Origin of the sequence: Bradyrhizobium sp. 160 (assembly GCF_023073735.1) — a bacterium.
Classification (GTDB): domain Bacteria; phylum Pseudomonadota; class Alphaproteobacteria; order Rhizobiales; family Xanthobacteraceae; genus Bradyrhizobium.
In genome coordinates, this window is record NZ_JADPKD010000024.1 from 47,838 (window position 1) to 69,939 (window position 22,102).

The following is a 22,102-nucleotide window of genomic DNA, read 5'->3' on the forward strand; positions in this document are numbered from 1 at the left end:
GCATCCTCTCAGTAACCTAGATAGGCGGCGCGAATGGATTCGTTATTTCGGATTTCAGCAGCGAGCCCCGATATCGAAATGCTTCCCGTCTCGATCAGGAAGGCATGGTCGGCGAGTTCGAGGGCGAGCGCTGCGTTCTGCTCGACAATGAGCAGGCCGACGCCCTCCTCCTCGTTGACTTGGCGGAGGATCAAAAAGAGCTCAGCGACGATCAGCGGAGCGAGGCCAAAAGAGGGCTCGTCAAGCAGGATTAGCTTCGGCCGCAACATTAAGGCGCGGGCCACGGCGAGCATCTGCTGCTCGCCACCCGACAGCGTACCGGCTTGCTGTCGACGGCGCTCCTTCAATCGTGGAAACCAGTGATAGATGCGCTCGATATCGGTGGCGATGGAAGCCTTGTGCTTGCGCGTGATCGCGCCGCACTGGAGATTTTCTTCTGTCGTCAGGCCGGTGAAGGTGCCACGACCTTCCGGCACCTGAGCAATGCCGAGCCGCGCGATGTCCTCCGTCGCGCGCCTGGCGATATCGACGCCGTCGAAAATAATAGCGCCGCTGTGCCTGATCATGCCGCATACGGCACGCAGCGTCGTCGTTTTCCCGGCGCCGTTTGCACCAAGCAGGGCTGTCACTCCACCACGCTCGACAGTAAAGTCGATACCCTGAAGGACGCGGAAATCGCCATAGGAGGCGCGCAATCCGGTGACGTTCAGAAGCGCTGTCAATGCGCGCTTCCTCCGAGATAGGCGGCGATAACGTCGGGGTTGTTTTGAACTTCGGCTGGTGCGCCCTCAGCGATCTTGCGGCCGAAATTGAGAACAACGACCTTGTCGGAAACCGACATCACGAGGCCCATATGGTGCTCGACGAGGAGCACGGTGACTTCGCGATCGTCTCTGATATGACGAATCAACCGTCCGAGCTCGGCGACTTCCTCGTGGTTGAGCCCGCCAGCCGGTTCGTCGAGGAGAAGCAGGCCGGGCTCGATCGCAAGAGCGCGCGCCAGTTCGACGCGCTTCTGCGTTCCAAAGGGAAGCCCATTGACTGGCAGATCCGCCACATCGGCGAGATCGAGATATTCGATTAGTTCCGCGGTAATGAGATCGATATGCTTTTCCTGTCGCCGCACCCAAGGAAGCGCCAGAGAATCGGAAAACATGTCGCTCCTACTCTTTGAATGGGCACCGATGCGAATATTGTCGCGCACGGAGAGCTGACGGAAGAGTGACACGTTCTGGAATGTGCGTCCGATGCCTATACGCGGCATCCGGTGGGCTGGGCTCGACAGGATGGAGCCCCCTTTATAGATGATGTCACCTGAGACGGGCGTGTAGAGCCGACTTAAACAGTTGAAGAGCGTCGTCTTGCCGGCGCCGTTAGGGCCGATCAAGCCGAGGATCTGGCCCCGTTGCAAATCGAAGCGAACGCCGTCGAGCGCCAGAATGCCGCCGAAATGGACGGCGACGTCCCGCACGGAGAGTTGCGGCTCTGAAACAGCGGCGCTAGCACTCATAGCATTGCTCCTGTCCGCGATGGACCTATGCAGTGATCTTAGAATTGGAGGGATCATAGTGCGCAGCAAATTGCGCCGCTGCCCTATGGCGCCGACCCGCCACCTCGATCTCGAATTTTGATGCGGACAAAAACGAGGCGTCTATTCCGTCACCGTTCTCGACGTAGCCCATTGCGAGGGAAGCGCCGACACGATGTCCGTAAGCGCCAGAGGTAATAGATCCGACCAAACGACCATCAGCCCATATGGGCTCCTGGTGGTAGACAAGCGGAGCATCCGGTTCGATCATTCTGAATTGCACTAGCCGGCGGCGTGGCGTTCCCTGCTCTTTCTGTCGCAGCAGTGCCTCGCGGCCAATGAACCCTCCCGGCTTTTCCAGTTTCACCGCAAAGCCGAGGCCAGCTTGATAGGGCGTATCCTCCGGCCCGATGTCATGGCCCCAGTGGCGATAGCCCTTTTCCATGCGCATGGAGCCAAGGGCAAAGTAGCCTGCCTGTGACAAGCTGTAGTCAGCGCCAGCCGCAACGACCCTGTCAAAGACATGGGCGGCGAACTCGGCCGGTACATAGAGCTCCCACCCTAGCTCGCCCACATAGGTGACGCGGCTTGCGCGTAGCTTCGCGTAGCCAATCTCTATTTCCTGGCTGGATGCGAACGGAAAGGTTGAATTCGAGAGGTCGCAACCTGACAACCGCTCAAGCAATGGCCTTGCCTTAGGTCCCATGAGACCGAGCATGGGTAATCCCGATGTCACATCCCGAATGAAAACATGAGCCTTATCTGGAGTATTGCGTCGCAACCACACCAGATCGCGCGTCTGCGACGTCGCCGCCGTCACGACCAAGTAGGATTCTTCGGCAAGCCGGGTGACCGTAACGTCCGCCTCTATCCCGCCGCGCTCGTTTAGGCATTGCGTGTAAACAAGCTTGCCTACGGGCACGTCCACATTGTTGGCACAGATTCGGTTGAGGACCGCACAGGCGTCCCGCCCGTCGACCATATACTTGCCGAAGCAACTCTGATCGAACAGCGCGACATGCCCGGCTGCGTTTCGGCACTCCTGGCCGACGATATCGAACCAGTTTTGCCGGCCATATGAATACTCAATTTCCTTCGCTTTTCCGCCGAGGGAGAAGTATCCAGGCCTCTCCCATCCAGCGGCCTCCGTCATCACTGCACCGTGTGCTTTCAAGCGATCATGAAAGACACTTTGACGAACATCGCGTGCCGTCGTGTATTGGCGGTAGGGCCAATGCATATCGAAGAGCAGGCCAAGAGCCTCTTTCGTCCGATCGTAGAGATACGTCCTGTTCGATTGGAAAGGATGCATACGGAGAACATCGACGTCAGCGAGATCGACCGGTGCGTGGCCCTCCTTGATCCAAGAGGCGAGCGCCTTTCCGATGCCGCCGGAAGAAAGAATGCCTACCGAATTGAATCCGCAGGCCGTAAAGAGCCCCCGTACCTCGGAAGTCTCGCCGAGGAGGTATCGATTGTCAGGCGTGAAACTTTCGGGGCCGTTGAAAAACAGTTGTATGCCGGTGCGGGCAAGCACCGGGACCCGGTTGACCGCCATATCGAGAATTCGTTCGAAATGATCGAAGTCCTCAGGCAGCGAGTCGAAACAGAAGTCCGTCGGAATACCATCGCGAGCCCACGGCTTCGCCTCCTTCTCGAAACATCCCACGAGCAGCTTGCCGGCATCTTCCTTGTAGTATGCCTCCTCATCAGTCACGAACAACACCGGCAGTTCGCGCGGCAAGTCCGGGATTGCGTCAGTGACGACATAGAAGTGCTCAGCTGCATGAAGAGGCAAAGAAATGCTATGGCTCGAGGCAAACTCTCGAGACCACATGCCGCCGCAAATGACGACCTTCTTGGAGCGAATGTTACCTTCATTCGTCGAGACGCCTGCGGCACACCCGTGCTCAATCAGGATCCGGTCGACGCACAAGTTTTCAACGATTTTTGCACCGCCCATACGCGCGCCCTTCGCAAAGGCTTGCGTAACGTCGGCAGGATTCACTTGGCCATCTTTGGGAGCCCATATCCCTCCAGCGATGCCATCCAGATTGAGGAGCGGCCAGCGCTCCTTGATCTCCGCGGGTGAGACAGCATGCATCTCAAGGCCGAAGTTGCGCCCCATCGAGGCGCCGCGCAGCAATTCCTCGAGACGGTCAGGACTTTTCGCGAGCCGCAGAGCGCCGTTTTGCTTGAAGCCTGTTTCCTGCCCAGTTTCGGGGCCGAGACTGTGAAACAATTCGCCAGTGTATTTGGCTAGCTCCGTCATGTTTCGAGTGGCGCGCAATTGCGTTACGAGACCCGCAGCATGCCATGTCGTTCCGGATGTCAACTGCTTGCGTTCGAGCAAGACAATGTCACTCACACCGAGCTTGGTCAGGTGATAGGCGACCGAACAGCCCGCTATGCCACCGCCGATAATTACGACTTCGGCCTCCTCGGGAATCCTTCCTACCATTCCGCCCCCAAAAGATGAATTTATGAGATTGAAATCCACAAAAGTGAATATTGCAATATCAAAGTGACAGTTTTGTGCGTTTTGTTGGCACGAGAATCTATGCGAAAGGGTTCGGCTTGGTTGGGCTCACAAGACGTAAGCGGAATTGATCCGGTCCCACGCCTGCATTCGATCGATTCAAGGAGCAAACATGAGTTCGATGATCAGGACGCCGCCCAAGATGCTGCGCCCTTCCAATCTGGAGGGACTGGCAGAGCAGGCTGAGCAACCCGTCAACGTGGAAGAACTGCTCAATGTCGGCGACCGTATCGGAGGAGAAATCAAGAACCTACGCAAGGCGCGCGGTATCACGCTCGACGCACTTAGCGACGCCGCGGGCTTGTCAAAGGGATATCTCAGTCAGATCGAGCGTGGGGTCTCGAGCCCTTCGGTGAAAGCTCTTCACAGTATCAGCCGGGCGCTGGGGGTCACAATCAGCTGGTTCTTTCCGCCTAACGCCGATGATGACAGTGATTTACGTGACTATGTCGTGAGAGCAAGCTCACGACGGAAACTGACCTTCGTAGGCGGCATTACAGACGAGCTTCTGTCCCCCAATCTTGGCCGGCAGCTCGAGCTTCTGAGGTGTACATTCCCTCCTGGCTCCGAAAGCGGCAAAGAACCCTACACACATCAGGGTGAGGAAGCGGGATATGTCATTTCAGGTGAGCTCGACCTTTGGATCGGCGAGCGTCATGTCGTCCTGCGCGAAGGCGATAGTTTTGCGTTCGCAAGCGACCTTCCCCATCGTTATGCAAACACCAACAATCGAGAATGCGTGGTCATATGGGCCATTACGCCTCCGAGCTATTGAAGACGAGCAGCAGAGGCGTCACTGATTACGCGGTCTGTAAGAGCCGATAATCACCGGCGGCTTGAACCGACGAACGTCGCCACACTCAGATTGCAGAGCAATCTCCATGACGTCGCCTAGTGCGACTCGCCGCCGGTCGTCCTGGTAGGCGGCGGGGACTACCGAGCAATTACTGTTGTCGATCAAAGGGCGAGATTGTCTGACCAAAAAAAACAGGGCCATCGCGAAGATGGCCCTAGTTTGGGAGGAAGGCCTTTCGAGGAGAAGCGCGCGCAGTCAGTTGCTTGGGTCAGTTCGAGGAGGCTCGAAAGAAGTCGCTGGTATCAACTCCTCCGACAACTGTCCCGACGATCGGAATCTGAAGGATTCGATCGATTTCACAAACAACGGGATCTCGGCCAAGAATGACGAAATCTGCAAATTTGCCTGTGGCAATGCTCCCGATTCTATCGTCCATCTGAAGTTGATACGCCGCATCGATCGTGATCGCCTTCAGCGCTTCTTCCATGGACACGCGTTGCTCAGGGCCAAGGACTGCGCCCTTCATTGTGCTGCGATTGACAGCGACATTCAGGCAAACAAGCGCATCTGGCCATGTCATTGGAGAATCGCAGTGATAGGAGACCCGCATACCCTTTCTTGCCGCTGAACCTGAGGGAGCGAAGCGAGCCGCGCGCTCCTCACCAAGTAGATAGTCGCGGAGCGCTTCGCCCCAGTAGTGGACGTAAGGCAAGAAATAAGAGCAAACGACGTTCAGTTGAATGGCACGATCGATCTGGTCCTCGCGCATGATCCCGCAGTGCTCAATGCGAAGCGGCCCGGACACCCTGTCAGCGCCGACCCTCTCGATGACCCTCTCGTATACGTTGAGGACCATGTCGATGGTCCGATCGCCATGAGCGTGGACTGACATCTGCCAGCCCTCACTCACGTACTTGACGACCAATTCGTACAACTTCTCTTCTGAAATGTTGGAATGACCCGTGCTGTTTTCGGGCAACCCCATCCCCTTGAGTGTCATCTTGTTGTTCAGGTAGGGGCTCGTGGTCCAGACATTGCCCAACAGCACGGAGCCGTCCGCGTGGAGCTTGGTCCCAATCATCCGGAAATCGTCATCGCCAAAATTCCGGGCGACCGTCACCTCACCACCCAGATGTTTCGCTTCGTATCCCACAATACGGAGCGGGTTTCGGCGCGATTTAACCATAGCGTAGAGCATTGGGGCCGCGCCAGGCTCAATCATGATCTCTGACGTGGTGGTATAACCTGCTCGTACGAACTTCTGCACCCACTCCTCGAAGCTACGCTTCTTTCGCTCTTCGCCGCAGATATCATAAAAGTGGTTACACAGTTGCCATGCCGAAGTCTCGGCAAACTTCCAAGGAAGCCCGTCCGCTGCGTCGAACACTTTTCCGCCAAGTGGCGGCTTGTAGTCGGCACCGATCCCAAAAGCGGCAAGGGCTTTAGTGTTTATGAACACTCCGTGAAAGTTGATCGTCTGAACAACGATCGGATTGTTGGGGGCTATGTCGTCGAGAAGTTCGCGGGACGGCTCTTCCATGCCTTCGTGCAGTTGCGGATCAAGTCCGAGAAACCAGATGATTTCATCAGACTTCGCTTTCGCAACACGGCGACGCATCTTCGCAATCACCGCGGAAAACGTCGGCTCATGAACCGCTCGAATATCGACGACCGGATCGCCCCACGCCAGCGCACTCATCATGGGATGGCTGTGCGCCTCAACAAAGCCGGGGAGCATTGCCCTTCCCCCAAGATCGCTCCTGATCGTGTCGGCGACCGCGAGCCTTTCCATATCCGCCTTGGAGCCAACCGCCAGAACTCTGCCTTCTCGAACGGCAACGGCCTCGACGATCGGATTCGCCGGGTCCATGGTCCGGATGGGGCCGCCAAAGAATATTCTGTCAGCTGTCTTCATTTGGACACCCTTCTTCGGTTGTGGCTTCTATTCGCAGATCTTCGGACGCCTTGGACGCCGGCGCTGCGCGATTGGTAGGGCGGCACGCGCACCGGGGCAGAGCTCAAGAGCCGCGTCAATCGCGTTCCTGTCGAGTTCTCCTCGCCGGGCGATCAATACGACCTGGCTTCTCTCAGGGCCTTCCTCTCGCTCCAGTTCGACGGAAGATCGCTTTCCTACGAATTGAAAGATGGCCCGTGACGGTCGCTGTTGGTCTTTGATCATCAGACTCAGCAAGCCCTTGCCGCGCAGAATTTGGGGCGGGAGAGCCTCGACGAATTGTCTGAATGCTTCTGCACGAATTGGAGCATCCCAGTAAAAGGAAGCGCTTTCGTAAAGATCCGAGTGTTTGCCCTGTACCGCTCCGCCAGCTCTGTGGCGAGCTTGTTCCGTCGTACCAAAGAGAATTTCGGGCGAGACCTGCGCATTAACAACATCCAACAGCTTCATGCTGCGTTGAGCTGCTTGAAGCATTTGCCTGACTTCGAGCTGCACCGCCTCCGGCACCAAATCGGTCTTATTCAACAAAACCAGATCGGACATGGCCGCTTGATCTATTGCAAGCTCCGTGCTTTGGAAGTCGAGATCGAGTATGTTGGATGTATCGATCAAACAGAATAGGCCATCGACATAGAACAGCTCTCTGATGGGATCGCCGTCGAAGACTCTCAATACACCGGCGGGATGAGATACACCGCTGCACTCGAGCAGGACGCGTGTGAACTTGTTCGACAGGCGGCTGACTGAAACCAAACCGGATGCCAGATCGTCTCGGATTGAACAACAAACGCAACCGTTGCTCAGCTCTATCAGGTCGTTAGTCTCAACCTTGATGAGGTCTTGATCAATATTAATCGCACCAAAATCGTTGACCAGAACGGCAAGACGTTCGGATCCAGGATTATGCAGGAGATGGTTGATGAGTGTTGTCTTGCCCGCACCGAGGAACCCGGAGACGATTGTCGCTGGAAGCATCATCTCGCGCGTCCCATCCAGCGATAGACAGTACTGAGGCGCTCCTTGGCGGATGGCTTGCTGCTGGATTCCAGCCTCCGCGCGGGACGGCGCAACACTCCCACGATTCCGGTTGGGAAGTAATAGACTGCCAGAATGAAAAGCAGTCCGAGCCACAACATCCAGCGATCCGGGGACAGCACTTGGCCGATTCCCGGCAATGACCATAAGGCCGTGCTCGCACCTTTCAGTAGATCCTGCAGATAGCCTTGCGCCACTAAAAACGCAGCCGCCCCTAAGATACTGCCATAGATCGTTCCGACCCCACCGATGATGACTATCATCAGGATATCGAGCATGATTTCGAACGAGAGCGAGGCGTCCGGTCCGGTGTATCGAAGCCAAAGCGACAACATGACACCAGCCAGGCACGCGAACACGGCAGCAACGACGTTGGACAGCGTTCGAAAGACAAAAACCGGATAGCCGATCGCCTCCGCTCTGAATTCATTATCGCGGATAGCGAGCAGCACACGTCCGAACGGTGAATTCACGATACGGAGCATCGCGAGAACGAATGTCACGCTCATCGCAAAAATGAGATAGTAGCAGACGACTTTACCGTCGATCGTAAGCCCGAATATCTTCGTATCCAAGAGGCGGGAGCTTGGCATCAAAGCAGGCGGCAATCGGAAGATAATGCCGTCTTCCCCGCCTGTCAGATTGGACAATTGAGTTGCAAGGGTTTGGGCCGCCGCCGACAGCGCGAGCGTGATCATCGAGAAGAATATCGCTCGCACTCGTAGCGAGAACAAGCCGATGACAAGCGCAAGCAAGACGGACACGACGATAGCCGCGATCGCGCCAACGGCTAGCGAGGTCCAGCTCGCCCCCAATCTGACGATGGCGATACCGACACCGTAGGCCCCTATACCGAAGAACACGGTATGAGCAAAACTTACGATCCCGGTATAGCCGAGCAGCAGATCGAAGCTTGCCACAAGAACCGCGAAGATCATGATTTTAACGCAAATGCTGATAGCCTTGGCCCCGGTTACCGCAAACGGAGCCACGAGGAGCGCGACAATGATTGCGATCAGAAGTATGGCCAGAAGCCGGCTCCCAGGCCGGTCTCTTGATATCAGTCGCGTCCAGTCCATCGACGTAATCACCGCGCACTCGTCGGATAAAGCCCATTTGGGCGCCAAAGGAGTATCGTCGTCATCAAAGCAATGTTTGAGAATAGTGCGACTTTGGGCTCGATGAAGCTGGCGTAATTCGCGCAGATCCCGACCAAGATTGCGCCCAGAAGAGCGCCGCCGGTGGATCCAAGCCCGCCGATGATGATGACGATGAAGACCAGTACGTTCATTTGGCTCCCGATCTGGGGGACAAGCGTCTGCTGGTAGAGGCCCCACATTACTCCGCCGAGACCAGCAAGCGCGCAGCCCGATACAAATGTCGCGACGAAGAGGCGTCGCACACCATAACCGAGAGCCTCGACCATTTCGCGGTCGTGAACCCCTGCGCGAATCAACAGCCCGGTTTTTGTGCGGGTGAACACAAGATACTGGGCGAAGAAGACGAGAGCCCCAACCAGGAATGCAAAGGCGCGATAACGTTCAACGGCAACATCGGCGATCACGAAAGCGCCGCTCAGAAACGGCGGCAGCACCACATTTACTTGCTGAACGCCCCAGATAATCTTGATGATCTCTTCACCGACAATCAGACCTCCGGTCGTCACCAGAATTTGCATCAAGTGATCGCCGTAGACCGGCTTGACCAGCAATCGTTCAAACAGAAAGCCGGACAAGCCGGCACCGGCGACGGCAGCTACGATGGCCACGAGGATCACTAGAAGATTCTCGCTCAGATACGGAGATACGACGTAGCCGCTGAGTGATGCGAAGACGGTCGCTGAGATATAAGCTCCAACTGTGATGAAAATGCCCTGGCCGAAATTCAATACATCCATCAGACCAAAAACAATGGTCATGCCGGACGCGATCGTAAAGATAATCATCCCCATGGCCACTCCAGCAATCGTCAGAGTGAACCAGGCAGCAGGATTACCGATCGCCAAATATGCGCAGCCCATCAGAATTGGCAGGAGCGCCAAAGGCATCAGGTCGGAACGATTTATGGACATAGCGCGAGACCCAAATGCGTTTTTAGGAGGTCGTCTCGCGCAAAGCACTCATCCGCGGAGCCTGCGTGGACGATCCTTCCACCATCAATAATTGCGACGTCGTCACCGACCTCGCGTGCAAGCTGCAGATTCTGTTCGACCAGCAAGATACTGGCTCCGCTCTGCTTCAGTTTGAGCATAGCTTCAGCCATGTTGTTGACGATCGCCGGCGCCAGCCCTTTGCTTGGCTCGTCAATCAGCAGCAGCTCTCGCGGTTCGACGATTGCCCGTGCCATTGCGACCATCTGTTTTTGACCGCCGGACAATTTTCCAGCCGGCCTGTTCCAAAATTGATGAACGGCTGGAAACAGTTCAAAGATCCACTCCAGGCGCTGCTGATCGATGTCAGTCACGCGCGAGGCGCTTCTCGCTGCCAGAAGCATGTTTTCCTTCACGCTGAGGTCGGGGAAGATGCCCATGTTCTCGGGCACATAAGCGATACCGAGCCGCGAGATCTCCGCAGTCGAGCGACCTACGATGTCAGTGCCGGCGAAGGTTATGCGGCCTTTTGAGGCAGGCCACAGACCCATAATCGTTCGCAGCGTCGTCGTTTTGCCCGCACCGTTTCTTCCAAGGAGAAGTGTGATCCGATTGCGTTGAGCGCGAAAGCCCACCCCCTGCAGGATGTGGTATAAACCGATGTGGGTGTGAACGTTCTCAAGATTGAGTAGAAGTTCCGTCACATCGCGCCTCGTCTCGAACCGGCATTTGTGCCCAGGTAAGCTTCCTGTACGATTTCCGATTTAATCACATCGCCCGGCTTGCCGTCGGCCACGAGCTGCCCATTGTGGAGGACAATGATACGATCCGCGAGATCGCGGACGACGTCCATTTTGTGTTCGACAAGAAGTATCGTCTTGTGGCTCAAATCTTTCAGATCGCGAATGAGGTTCAATACCACCGGGACTTCGTCGGCGCTCATGCCGGCCGTTGGTTCGTCGAACATGTACACTTTGGGATCCATGGCGATGAGCATGGCAACCTCCAATTTGCGTTGGTCGCCGTGCGAAAGCGTGGCAACCGGCTCACCGAGTTGATTCGCCATCGAGACGGATTTGAGAATATCAGTCGCTCGCTCAATCAGATCGCTTGCATCGCTCCATATGCTCCAGAAATTGAGACCATGGCAGTGGCGACCAGCTTGCATCGATTGCGCAACCAGGCGAATATTTTCAAGGACGGTCAGGCGCGGGAAGAGATTGGTAAGCTGAAACGCGCGGCCTAGCCCTCTTTTGGCTCGCTGGGCCGCGGACCAGGCCGTTACATTTTCCGCACCCAGCCATACTTCGCCGTGGGAAGATGCGATTTGACCCGAGATCAGATTGAAGTAAGTCGTTTTGCCAGCACCGTTTGGACCAACAATGGCGGTAAGCGCACCGCCGTTGAAGGACGAACTGACGGCGTGCACGGCCCGATGCCCCCCAAAGGAAACGCCAAGATCGACAGTCCTGAGTATTGCCGGATTGGCATCTGCGTTAATGGGTGTTGCGCGTTCAGGCAGATTGGGGGACATGGCTGTTATGGCCTATTTGCTCTTGGCCATTGAGTTCAGCACGGAGTTCAACTCGTCGCCACCAAATGCCTTGATCAGCTTAGGCACAGCCCATTCGACGCCCGGCACAGTGTTGTAAGTCACGCCGTAGAAATCATGGAGCGCCTGATGATTTTCCTTGCGGATGGTGAGTTGGCCGGTTGAACCCTCGAACGACATACCTTCGAAGGCAGCAACGAGCTTTTCGGAATCCGAACCTCCCGTCTTGATGACGGCATTGACAATGGCCAGGGCCGCGTCGAATGCGAACGCCGTTCCAACGTCGGGCGGTGAATTGAACCGCTTCTTGTGCTCGGCGACGAGCCATTCATTTTCGATGTTCTTGATGATTTCGTAGTAATAGGGGGTGACGCCCGTCAGGTTAGGAATGCCCTTATACGCGGCCATTCCCTGAAGCGGAGCAGCGGTCGTTGCTAGTTCGATGCCATAGCGAGCGGGGTCCATCGCGTTGATCTTTGCGATCGGGCTGGTGCCGACCCAATTCACCCACAAGATCTTCTTGCCTGGGCGGTCCTTAAGCGCATCAAAGACGCGCTGCGCGACGCCAGTGAAGTCGGTGGTATTGATCGGCAGAAACTCTTCGGCCACGATGGTTGCGCCAGCTTTTGTGGCCGTCGATCTAAAGACCTGCGCGCTCTCGCGACCGAAAACATAGTCTTGAGCGAGTACCGCGATGAAAGTGTCTTTCCCGGCCAGAAGCGAGGCTGAAGCCACAGCTTCCTGCCCCACGGTTCGGCCCGTGCGAACCACATACCTGTTCCACTTCTCACCAGTGATGCTGTCGGCGCCGGCGACGTCGACGACGAGAGGTTTCTTGAGTTCCTCAGCAACGGGCATCATGGCGAGGGTGGTTGCAGACGAAGTGCTTCCGACCGCGATGTCGGCCTTATCGTCCTGAAAGGATTCCTCGATCAGCGCACGTGCCCGATCGGGCTTCAACTGGTCATCCTTTTGGATCACTACGATAGATCGGCCGTTCACCTTCATTGTGCCCTGTGTTGCATACTCAAGGCCGAGCTGCAGACCGATCTGGGCTTGCTTAGCGTAAGCCTCGAAAGCGCCCGTGGTGCTCGTGATCAAGGCGATCTTGAAATCTTCGGCGTAGGCTGCCGACGAGACGCAACAAATCGCGGTCAAGAGGAAGACGGATGATCGCGCAGTGCGCACACAACGTTTCGTGATGCCAGTCATCAAAAATCCTCCCCATTCTTGTCTGCAGAGAGCTAAATCTCCCTTCATAATTTTGTCAATATGAAATTTTTGGCGAAATTTTCACGGCCGGATCTGCTTATACCCTGGAGCGTCCGTTTCGCATGCAGAAGAAAGCGCTAAGCAACCAGACGTTGTTAGACCAGTTGTTCGGATCTAAGGGCTCTGCGAGATCGCTGTCCGTCCTTTGGACTTCCAAGATAAGCGGCGATCACATTCGGATCAGTAGCAATTTGATCGGGACTTCCGTCTGCAATAACCGATCCGTAGTTCATGACGGTTATCCGTTCACACAATCCCATGACGAATTTCATATCGTGCTCTACCAAGACAATCGTCAATCCCTGCCGGACCTGATTGCGCAACAGGTCGCCAACGCTTGCCGTTTCAACGGGGTTTAAGCCCGACGTGACTTCGTCAAGCAGCAGAAGGTTGGGCTCGGTCGCCAACGCACGAGCGATCTCGACGAGACGGCGGTCACCGTAGGACAAGTCCGCTACTGGCGCGTCCGCTTTCGCCAGGAGACCAACGATCTCCAGAAATTCTCTCGCCGCAGAAACGGTTTTCGCTTCTTCCCTCCGCTTTCTGCCGATCGAGAACATGCTTCCCCATAGACCGACCGAGTTGTGGAGATGCCGCCCTGTTGCGACGACATCCAATACGGTCATTTCGTCAAAGAGTTTTGGAGTCTGAAAAGTGCGGCAGATACCGGACGCCACCCGGGCCTCGGGAGTCATATGTGTGATCGCTTCACCTTTGAAGCAAATCTCGCCGGCACTTACGGTGGTGAGGCCCGATATCAGATCGAAAGCAGTGCTTTTTCCAGCACCGTTTGGTCCAATGAGACCATGTATGCTTGCCTCCTTCACGTCCATCGATAGTTTGTTGACAGCAACGAGGCCGCCGAAGCGCCGCGTCACCTCGCGCAATGTCAGGATAACCTCAGAAGATCTCATCTTACATGAATCCTCTTGCTGCGGCTCAACGCCGCACCGGCGCCCGCTATGCCCTTAGGCAGCAAGATCATCGAGGCAACAAGCAGAACTCCAAACGCAAGCATCTTGTACTGCGCAAAGTCCCGTAGATATTCTGGAGCAACGATCAGGACGGCCGCTCCGATGATCGCGCCAGGAAGCGATCCCAGGCCGCCCACGGTTATCATGATCAGACACGTGAGCGACTCGTACCAGGTGAAACTTTCGGGACTTAGAAAGCGCATTAGATGTGGCAGATATGCGCCTGCAATCCCGGCGATTGCGCAACCGAGTGTGATCACGATCATTCGATAGCGTGCCACGGGAATACCGACGCTTCGAGCCGCCGCTTCGTTCTGGCCGATCGCGCGGAAGGCACGACCGATTTTTCCGTGGCTAAGGCGAACGAGCAACCCATAAATGAGGGTGAGCGTTAGCGCTTCACATACGAATAGGCCGGTGCGCGTTTCGACCTGGAAACCAATGATGCTGATCACAGGAATTCCACGGACTCCGGCGCTACCGCCTGTCAAACCCGTCCAGTTGGAAAGAATCTGATGGACGACGATGCCAAAGCCGAACGTCGCAATCTTGAAATAGACACCCGAAAGCCTAATCAGCTGCGCCATTAGCAATCCGGCAGCAGCTGCCGCTAGCCCAGCAGCAATGAGTGTCACGAGAAATGGCAGACCAAGATCTTTTTGAAGAAGAACGGAAGTGTAAGCTCCGATTCCCATGAAAGCGGCGTGCCCGAGGGACAGTTGCCCCGCGAGCCCGACCATAGTCTGTAAGCCCAATGCAGAAATCGCGTAAATCGCAACGGCCAAGCCTAGGTAAAGATAGAAGCCACCGAGGCTCAAGGGAACAGACCAAAGAATGCTCACGATAACCGCAAAGACAATCCAGTCATTTCGATTCTGGCTTGTCGTTCTCGCGAGATCATTTTGCTGAGACAGCGACTCCTTTGCCGTTCTGGACAAGACAGCCTCTTGCACGTGCCTAGCCTCTCTTTCCCATTAGTCCGGTCGGTTTTACGAGCAGGATGCCGATCATAAGGAGGAAGGCCAAGCTGTCCTGGTATTCCGATGAAACGAGTTGACCTCCCAGCGTTTCACCAATCCCAATCACAAGGCCACCGATCACGGATCCCGGGATGCTGCCCAATGAGCCCAACACAGCCGCGGCAAACGCTTTGATCCCGAGCATTCCCATGTCGGCGGACACGAAGGTAATTGGCGCATAGAGAACACCGGCCGCAGCACCAATACCCGAAGCCAGCGCAAAGGACGCCGCAGATGCAAATCTGCGATTCACTCCCATGACGGACGCAGTTTGAGCATCGTCAGCTGCCGCACGTAGGGCCAAACCGAGCCATGTCCGAGTGAAGAGAAGGTGGAGCCCAACGATCAACACCACCATCGTCAATCCGATGAGGGGATAGACCGCTGGTACAGGATACTGCCCAACCCTGATCGTCTCGTGAGTAAGAGGGATAGGATAGACGAGCGGGTTTGCTCCCCAGATGAGCCTAGCGCCATTGCTGAGAACGATGCCAATTCCCAGCGTGAGCAGCACAAGGTAAGTCTGACTCGCTCCACGCTGAATGGCGGGCCAGAGTGCGCTCTGCGCGATGATGTACCCCAAGCAGGCTGTGACCGCGGCCGCAAATGGAACAACGAGCCAAAACGGAAGAGCGGGAGCACTGATGATGATCGAATAGCCGACGAAAGCCCCAACCATCATCAGGTCGCCTTGGGCAAAATTCACCAAACCCATGGCGCGGTAGACCATACTGAATCCGACGGCCACAAGGCTGTAGATGCAACCGACTGCCAGTCCACTTAGCAGCTGAAGCGAGAGATTCATGGTAGAACGCGCCTCGAACGCCTTTACTTGAGCAATGTATCGAGCTTGACCTTGCCGTCGACCAGCTCGGCCATGGGCAAAGGCCGGTGAGCGTCACCGTTTGAGAGTATTGTGATCGGGCCGGTTGCGCCCTGAAACGCCTTGGTGTTGAAGATTTCGTCGCGGATTGTCTGCTTGGAAATCCCACCCTTTGCGGCCGCCCGCTTCATTGCGTCAGCAAGGACATACATCGCATCATAGCCCATGCCTTCATATTGAGTCGGCGCTCTATGATGGCGTTCATTCCATTTCTGAACGAATTTCTTCCCGGCGTCCGTTTCGATCGAGCCCGCCAGATAATAGAGCAGGCCATAAGTACCCTCGGCCGAAGGTCCGGCTATTTCACGATATTGGTCTATGCCAATGGCGCTTCCAACATAGAACGGAAACTTGATCTGCATTTCCGCCATTTGTTTCGCCATTAGACCTGCTTCGGTATAGTACCCCCAGAGCACGATATAATCGGGCTTTGCCGATGCCACGGTCGCCAACGTTGGCTTAAACTCGCGGGATGTGGGCTCGTAAGCAATCCTGCCCTTGAGCTCGAGTCCGATTTCCTTTGCTTTCTTCTCGAATGCTTCAGCCAGGGGAACTCCGAAGTTGTCGTTTCGGACCAGGAGATACGCGCTCTTTGCTCCCTTATCCTTTTTGAGCCACTCTGCAGTGCGCTCGGCCCAAGTGGTTGACGATTGCGCTATTCGCGCGAACCAAGGATTGTTCGCCAGCGTCAGGGCACTGTCCACGGCAAGTGGAGAGAGTTGCGGCACCTTCGCCTCTTTGGTGACTTCGATCGCCGCGGCTGTCCCGGCACTTGTGGAACCGCCGACCACCGCCACCACGTCGTCAACGTCGATCATGCGCTGAACGGCCTGCGCGGCCACGCCGGGGCTTGCGGTGTCATCGGCCGGTATGAGCTTTATTTTGTCCGCACCCAGGAATCCGGCATTGATTTCTTCAAGCGCGAATTGGGCGCCAGCAAGACTTTCAGAACCGTAGGCAGCCGCCGGGCCGGATAAGGGTCCGAAGAAGCCGACCGGAAAGTCCTTCGCCACGGCCGAAGACCCAAACGAGAGAAGGACAGTTGCGAATATGCCAATACGAGCGAGTACCATCTTCCAATCCTCCAAATGCAACATGTTAGACGCCGAGATAGCTTCGTTGGATCTCTGGATCCCTCTCAAGCGAGGCTGCGAGCCCCGATCTGACGATCGTGCCACGCTCCAGAACGTATGCACGATCGGCGACATCAAGCGCCGCTGCTGCATTCTGCTCCACAAGAAGGATGGTCATGCCATCCTTGGCGAGCCGATTGATTGTGTCGAAGATCAATTCAATCAGCAAAGGCGCAAGGCCCATGGAGGGTTCGTCCAATAGGAGGAGTCTGGGCTGTGCCATCATGGCCCGGGCCATGGCGACCATTTGCTGCTCGCCGCCAGACAGCGTTCCGGCAGGCTGATCACGACGCTCCGCCAACCGAGGGAAGAGATCGTAAACGCGATCGAAGTGCCAGGACGGCCCGATGCCAGTTCGACGAGAATAGCCGCCCATCGCGAGATTTTCCGCGACGGTCAGATTGGAGAAAACCCGCCGGCCCTCCGGCACAACAGCTATGCCGGCAGCAACGATATCGCTCGGCTTCATACCGAGAAGAGACTTACCATCGAGCGTCAGCTGCCCGGCGTTGACAGGAAGCAAACCGCAGAGTGCATTGATGAGCGTTGTTTTTCCGGCGCCATTGCGGCCTAAAAGGCAAACCACTTCGCCCGCGCTAACATCAAGCGACACGCCGTGAAGAACATCGACCCCAGCAACGTAGGAAACTCGAATTCCGGAGACGGCCAGGAGTTTTGGTTTATCGATCGCCATGCTCGCGGACGATGAGTGGGAAGCGTTCATCAGCAGGGCCCCCATCCGCTACGGCTCGTTAAGGAACGGAGCTTCACAGCCCCGGCTGCAGCTCAGATAAGTTTCAAGGATGATTTGGACATTCTTCATAAGGTGCTTTTTGGGATAATTGATCACGAGGTACCAATAGGCGAAGCGACGCCGTGTCGACGACAGGCTGCTTCGATTGTATTTCTGAGAAGACAAGCGATCGTCATGGGGCCCACCCCACCCGGGACCGGGGTGAGCGCGCCGGCCACGGCACGCGCGCCCGCAAAGTCCACGTCGCCGACCAGTTTCTGACGCCCCTCGTGCTCGACTCGATTGATCCCGACGTCGATTACAACTGCGCCGGGCTTGATCCAATCACCACGAATGAGCTCGGGCTGGCCGACGGCAGCTACAAGAATGTCTGCACGGCGGCACACCGAAGGAAGATCTTCAGTCCTGGAGTGCGCGACTGTGACTGTGCAATTTTCTCGAAGTAGAAGTTGCGCGAGCGGTTTACCAACGATGTTGGAACGTCCAACTATGACGGCATTCAGTCCAGCGAGCTGGCTGCGAACTCCCTTGATCAGCAGCATACACCCGAGCGGAGTACAGGGGACTAGCGCACCCCCGCCAAGCGAGAGCTTGCCTACATTCATCGGATGAAAGCCATCTACGTCCTTCGCCGGATCGATGGCCGCCGTCACCTTTTGGTCATCGATATGAGAAGGGAGCGGTAACTGCACTAGAATACCGTCCACGTCGTGAGCGGAATTCAGTCGATCGATCAACGATAGCAGATCTGTTTCGCTCGTCGTACTCGGCAGTTCATGATGAAACGAACGCAACCCAGCCTCGACAGAACGGCGAATCTTGTTACGGACGTACACCGAACTCGCCGGATCGTTGCCAACAAGGACTACGGCCAATCCGGGGGTAAGCCCCCTCTCCACAAGGTTCTCAACTGCACTTCGCAGCTCAGAATGGAGCCCTGCTGCAGCCGCGGCACCGTCGATGAGAGTGGCCTCACTCGTGTGAGTGCCCTTTAGATCCCGAATGTTCATCGAAAGATCACCGTGCGATCGCCATTCATGAGTATTCGGTTTTCGGCATGCAGCTTGACGGCCCGCGCCAGAACTGCGGCCTCGACGTCTCTTCCAATTGCCGAAAGATCGTCTGGTGTCAGGGCGTGGTCCACACGGAGCACATCTTGTTCAATGATTGGACCTTCATCCAAATCCGCTGTGACGTAATGGGCCGTTGCCCCAATCAACTTGACCCCTCGTGAGTGGGCCTGATGATACGGCCGGGCTCCTTTGAAGCTCGGCAGGAAGGAATGGTGTATATTTATGATCCTTCCAGACATCTTTTGACAAAGATTGTCTGACAAGACTTGCATGTACCGCGCCAACACAATGAGGTCGATCCGCTCCTGTTCAACCAACTCAAGGAGCTTTGCCTCCTGCGCGGGCTTCGTATCAGCGGTGATGGGCATATGATGAAAGGGAATGTCATAGGATGCGGCGAGCCGGTAAAAGTCCCGGTGATTGGAGACGATCAACGGGATTTCGACCGCAAGGGTGCCGGTTGCGTACCTAAACAGCAGGTCGTTTAGACAATGCCCCGCCTTCGACACCATGATCAGGAGACGAGGCTTCGACTTGCAGTCATGGAATTCCCAGGTCATGCCGAACGTGGTTCCGACTTCCGAGAATTCCGACTGGATATCCGTCAGCGAGATGCTCGGCGCATCAAACGACACGCGCATAAAAAGCCTTCCAACGCTCCCGTCCGAGAATTGAGCACTGTCGCGGATGTTACAACCGTGCGCGGTGAGAAAGCCCGATACGGCGTGGACAATCCCAATTCGGTCCGGACAGGAGAATGTCAGAATGAAATCGGGACGCACGGAGCGATCTTTGGATGCCCCATCGACAACTGACGTTTGCGTTTCGGCATGAACAGGTCGAGGCTCGGATACGACGGTTGTTTCGGTCATGACAATATTGCTCTTCTACGAGGCCGCGGCCGAGACGAGAGCACCCTCCCCGACATCCTTTACGCGACTGTTGTTGGGATCATAAAACGGACGCAATGATGCGCGTGCGGGTATGCGCACGCCGGCGACCTCGACCTCGAATTTTCCGCTCTGGAGAAGGGACGCATCCACAACGCCATTCGAGTTGTCGATGAATCCCAATCCCAAGCAGGTGCCGACTGTGTGTCCGAACATGCCGGACGTGATACGGCCAACAAGTCGCCCGTCGTGCCAAATCGGCTCGTTGTGATAGATCAACACGTTCGGATCGTTCAGCGCGACGTGGACCATTTTTCGTCCCGGCCCTGCGTCCCTCTGGCGCAGCAGTGCATCTCGCCCGATGAATCCTTGCGGCTTCGACCACGCCACCGCAAAGCCAAGACCTGATTCCAGTGGGGTGTCTTCGTCCGTGACGTCGTGCCCCCAATGACGATACCCCTTCTCCATTCGCAGAGAATTCATGGCATGATAGCCAGCTAGACGCACATTTGATGCCGCGCCTTCTTCGAGGAGGCAATCATAGACCCCCTGAACAAACTCAGTAGGGATGTACAATTCCCATCCGAGTTCGCCGACATAAGTAATGCGGCTTGCCCTGACTTTGGCATAGCCGAGGTCAATGACTTGGGAGGTTGCGAAGGGAAATGCTGAATTAGAGAGGTCTGCATCCGTAAGCTTGCTCAGAAGATCCCTGGACTTCGGACCCATGACGCCCAGCACGGCGTAGGCGGAGCTTACATCGATTGCGACTGCTCGAGCTCCTTCGGGAATGTGACGGCTCAACCAGGCAAAGTCCCTGACTTGCGTCGCCGCCGCCGTCACGATGAGGAATCGCTTCAAGCCTTCGCGCGTGATGGTAAGATCCGCTTCAATACCGCCTCGTTCATTGAGCCATTGCGTATAGACGATGCGACCGACCGGTACCGAAATGTTGTTGGAGCATATCCTGTTCAGAATGGATTCGGCGTCGTCCCCTTCAAGGATAAACTTCGCGAAGGACGATTGATCGAACAATCCAACACTTTCCCGTACTGCCCGATGTTCTGCGGCTGAGTGCTCGAACCAATTCTGACGACCGTAACTATATGCGTACTTTGCCTCTCGTCCCTTCGGCGCAAACCAGTTCGGCCGTTCCCAGCCCGCGACCTCTCCAAAACAAGCTCCTTGCGCAAGCAAGCGATCGTGGAGAGCCGAGCGGCGAACTCCTCTTGCCGTATCGGGCTGCCGGAACGGCCAATGCATGGCGTACAAGAGGCCGAGAGCCTCGACAGTGCGGTCCTTTAAGTATCGTCGATTCGATTGGAACGGCATGACGCGCCGCACATCAACGTCCCAAAGGTCCATCGGCGGATAACCGTCGACAATCCAGTCGGCCAGGACTTTACCTGCCCCGCCCGCCGACCGAATACCGATCGAGTTGAAGCCGGCCGCCACGAATAGATTCCGCACCTCCGGCGTCTCGCCGAGCATGTAGCGATCGTCGGGCGTGAAGCTTTCGGGACCGTTGAAAAACAACTGGATCCCGGTTTTTGCCAGTATCGGCACACGACGAATTGCCCCTTCAAGCAATGGCTCAATATGCTCGAGGTCATCTGGCAGAGTGTCGAACTCAAAGCTCTCGGGAATTCCCTGCATACCCCACGGCTTTGCGACCGGCTCGAACCATCCGACCAGTAGCTTGCCGGCATCTTCCTTGAAGTAAGTACAGGCATCGCCGTCACGCAGTACGGGAAGATGCTTCCTGATTTCAGGCACCGGCTCAGTCACGATGTAGAAATGTTCGGCGGCGTGAAGAGGGACAGTCGTGCCGGCTTTTGCGCCAAGCTCCCTCGCCCACATGCCAGCACAATTGACGACGAATTCAGCTGTTATTTCGGCGTCCTTCGTTCGCACGCCCGTGGCACGGCCATTTTCGATGAGAATGTCAGTAACCGCAGTATTTTCAAATATCTTCGCCCCACGACCCCTGGCTCCCCTTGCCAGAGCTTGCGTCGTATCCACCGGGTTGGTCTGCCCGTCTTTCGGAAGGTGCACCGCGCCAACGAGATCCTCGGTCGCCATCAAAGGCCAAAGATCACCCGCCTCCTTCGCCGACATGACGTTGACTTCCAATCCGAAACATCGGGCCATTGAGGCTCCACGCCGGAGCTCTTCAAAACGCTCATGGTTGTTCGCGATTGCGAGCGATCCAATCTGTCGGTATCCGGTATTTTGACCCGTTTCGCGCTCGAGCTCGGAGTAAAGCTCTGTCGTGTATTGAGCTAGTCGTGTGAGATTGTGAGTTGCACCAAGCTGCCCAACGAGGCCCGCTGCGTGCCAAGTGGTTCCGGACGTAAGCTGCTTTCGTTCAAGCAAAACAACGTCCATCCAACCGCGAAGGGTCAGATGGTAGGCCAGGCTGCAGCCCATGATTCCGCCGCCAATGATGACGACTTGAGCCGACTTGGGAAGTTCCGTCACACCCGATCTCCGATCCAATCGTGAAATTCTTGCAGATTTTTTCACTGTTGTGAACGTATTTTTTCACGGGGGAGGTGTTTTTTTTCAAAGTTGTGCCATCTATAAAGAATCGAGCACTCTGGGCGACTGG

The 22,102-nt window shown here is 56.1% G+C and carries 19 protein-coding genes; 1 reads left to right on the forward strand and 18 read right to left on the reverse strand.

What is annotated here, in order from left to right:
- Positions 1 to 8 precede the first annotated feature (8 nt).
- From IVA98_RS09165 to IVA98_RS09175, 3 genes are read right to left on the reverse strand one after another with little or no spacing between them, the layout of a single operon-like run.
- Positions 9 to 722, reverse strand: a complete 714-nt coding sequence (locus tag IVA98_RS09165; RefSeq protein ID WP_247354711.1) for an ABC transporter ATP-binding protein — start codon at positions 720 to 722, stop codon at positions 9 to 11.
- A complete protein-coding gene (locus IVA98_RS09170) occupies positions 719 to 1,510 on the reverse strand; it encodes an ABC transporter ATP-binding protein (RefSeq protein ID WP_247354712.1) in 792 nt (263 codons plus the stop codon). The genes IVA98_RS09165 and IVA98_RS09170 overlap by 4 nt, the downstream gene beginning before the upstream one ends.
- A 25-nt stretch (positions 1,511 to 1,535) precedes the next feature.
- Positions 1,536 to 3,989 (reverse strand): GcvT family protein, encoded by a 2,454-nt coding sequence (locus IVA98_RS09175; RefSeq protein WP_247354713.1) that lies wholly within the window; start codon positions 3,987 to 3,989, stop codon positions 1,536 to 1,538.
- Between the two features lie 190 nt (positions 3,990 to 4,179).
- Between IVA98_RS09175 and IVA98_RS09180 the strand changes: the two genes are divergently transcribed.
- Positions 4,180 to 4,842 carry a cupin domain-containing protein gene (locus IVA98_RS09180; protein WP_247354714.1) on the forward strand — a complete coding sequence of 221 codons (663 nt, stop codon included), beginning with the start codon at positions 4,180 to 4,182 and terminating at the stop codon, positions 4,840 to 4,842.
- A 289-nt stretch (positions 4,843 to 5,131) separates the two neighbouring features.
- Here the strand turns inward: IVA98_RS09180 and IVA98_RS09185 are convergent, their stop codons facing one another.
- From IVA98_RS09185 to IVA98_RS09255, 15 genes are all read right to left on the reverse strand, one after another.
- Positions 5,132 to 6,778 (reverse strand): amidohydrolase, encoded by a 1,647-nt coding sequence (locus IVA98_RS09185; RefSeq protein ID WP_247354715.1) that lies wholly within the window; start codon positions 6,776 to 6,778, stop codon positions 5,132 to 5,134.
- A 27-nt stretch (positions 6,779 to 6,805) separates the two neighbouring features.
- Entirely contained in the window at positions 6,806 to 7,795 is a 990-nt protein-coding gene (locus IVA98_RS09190; RefSeq protein WP_247354716.1) for a CobW family GTP-binding protein, read from the reverse strand.
- Positions 7,792 to 8,790: a branched-chain amino acid ABC transporter permease gene (locus IVA98_RS09195; RefSeq protein ID WP_524536362.1), complete on the reverse strand. Its 999-nt coding sequence runs from the start codon at positions 8,788 to 8,790 to the stop codon at positions 7,792 to 7,794. Before IVA98_RS09195 ends, IVA98_RS09190 begins: the two co-directional genes overlap by 4 nt.
- Positions 8,791 to 8,939: 149 nt before the next feature.
- Complete coding sequence (locus tag IVA98_RS09200; RefSeq protein WP_247354717.1) at positions 8,940 to 9,923, reverse strand: branched-chain amino acid ABC transporter permease; 984 nt, start codon at positions 9,921 to 9,923, stop codon at positions 8,940 to 8,942.
- Positions 9,914 to 10,645 (reverse strand): ABC transporter ATP-binding protein, encoded by a 732-nt coding sequence (locus IVA98_RS09205; RefSeq protein WP_247354718.1) that lies wholly within the window; start codon positions 10,643 to 10,645, stop codon positions 9,914 to 9,916. Before IVA98_RS09205 ends, IVA98_RS09200 begins: the two co-directional genes overlap by 10 nt.
- Positions 10,642 to 11,475, reverse strand: a complete 834-nt coding sequence (locus IVA98_RS09210) for an ABC transporter ATP-binding protein (protein WP_247354719.1) — start codon at positions 11,473 to 11,475, stop codon at positions 10,642 to 10,644. The genes IVA98_RS09205 and IVA98_RS09210 overlap by 4 nt, the downstream gene beginning before the upstream one ends.
- Positions 11,476 to 11,487: 12 nt before the next feature.
- Positions 11,488 to 12,705, reverse strand: a complete 1,218-nt coding sequence (locus IVA98_RS09215; RefSeq protein WP_247354720.1) for a substrate-binding domain-containing protein — start codon at positions 12,703 to 12,705, stop codon at positions 11,488 to 11,490.
- A 155-nt stretch (positions 12,706 to 12,860) separates the two neighbouring features.
- Entirely contained in the window at positions 12,861 to 13,679 is an 819-nt protein-coding gene (locus tag IVA98_RS09220) for an ABC transporter ATP-binding protein (RefSeq protein WP_247354722.1), read from the reverse strand.
- Complete coding sequence (locus IVA98_RS09225; RefSeq protein ID WP_247354724.1) at positions 13,676 to 14,677, reverse strand: branched-chain amino acid ABC transporter permease; 1,002 nt, start codon at positions 14,675 to 14,677, stop codon at positions 13,676 to 13,678. Before IVA98_RS09225 ends, IVA98_RS09220 begins: the two co-directional genes overlap by 4 nt.
- Before the next feature lie 19 nt (positions 14,678 to 14,696).
- Positions 14,697 to 15,563, reverse strand: coding sequence for a branched-chain amino acid ABC transporter permease (locus tag IVA98_RS09230; protein WP_247354725.1), 867 nt, complete (start codon positions 15,561 to 15,563; stop codon positions 14,697 to 14,699).
- Positions 15,564 to 15,586: 23 nt separating this feature from the next.
- Positions 15,587 to 16,714: an ABC transporter substrate-binding protein gene (locus IVA98_RS09235; RefSeq protein WP_247354727.1), complete on the reverse strand. Its 1,128-nt coding sequence runs from the start codon at positions 16,712 to 16,714 to the stop codon at positions 15,587 to 15,589.
- A gap of 25 nt (positions 16,715 to 16,739) precedes the next feature.
- Positions 16,740 to 17,468: an ABC transporter ATP-binding protein gene (locus IVA98_RS09240; RefSeq protein WP_524536363.1), complete on the reverse strand. Its 729-nt coding sequence runs from the start codon at positions 17,466 to 17,468 to the stop codon at positions 16,740 to 16,742.
- A 152-nt stretch (positions 17,469 to 17,620) separates the two neighbouring features.
- Positions 17,621 to 18,538: a bifunctional methylenetetrahydrofolate dehydrogenase/methenyltetrahydrofolate cyclohydrolase FolD gene (folD, locus tag IVA98_RS09245; protein ID WP_247354731.1), complete on the reverse strand. Its 918-nt coding sequence runs from the start codon at positions 18,536 to 18,538 to the stop codon at positions 17,621 to 17,623.
- The gene (purU, locus tag IVA98_RS09250; protein ID WP_247354733.1) at positions 18,535 to 19,473 is read right to left on the reverse strand and encodes a formyltetrahydrofolate deformylase; all 939 of its coding nucleotides are present in this window, start codon (positions 19,471 to 19,473) and stop codon (positions 18,535 to 18,537) included. Before purU ends, folD begins: the two co-directional genes overlap by 4 nt.
- 15 nt (positions 19,474 to 19,488) lie before the next feature.
- Positions 19,489 to 21,972 carry a GcvT family protein gene (locus tag IVA98_RS09255; RefSeq protein WP_346657698.1) on the reverse strand — a complete coding sequence of 828 codons (2,484 nt, stop codon included), beginning with the start codon at positions 21,970 to 21,972 and terminating at the stop codon, positions 19,489 to 19,491.
- Between the last annotated feature and the right edge of the window lie 130 nt (positions 21,973 to 22,102).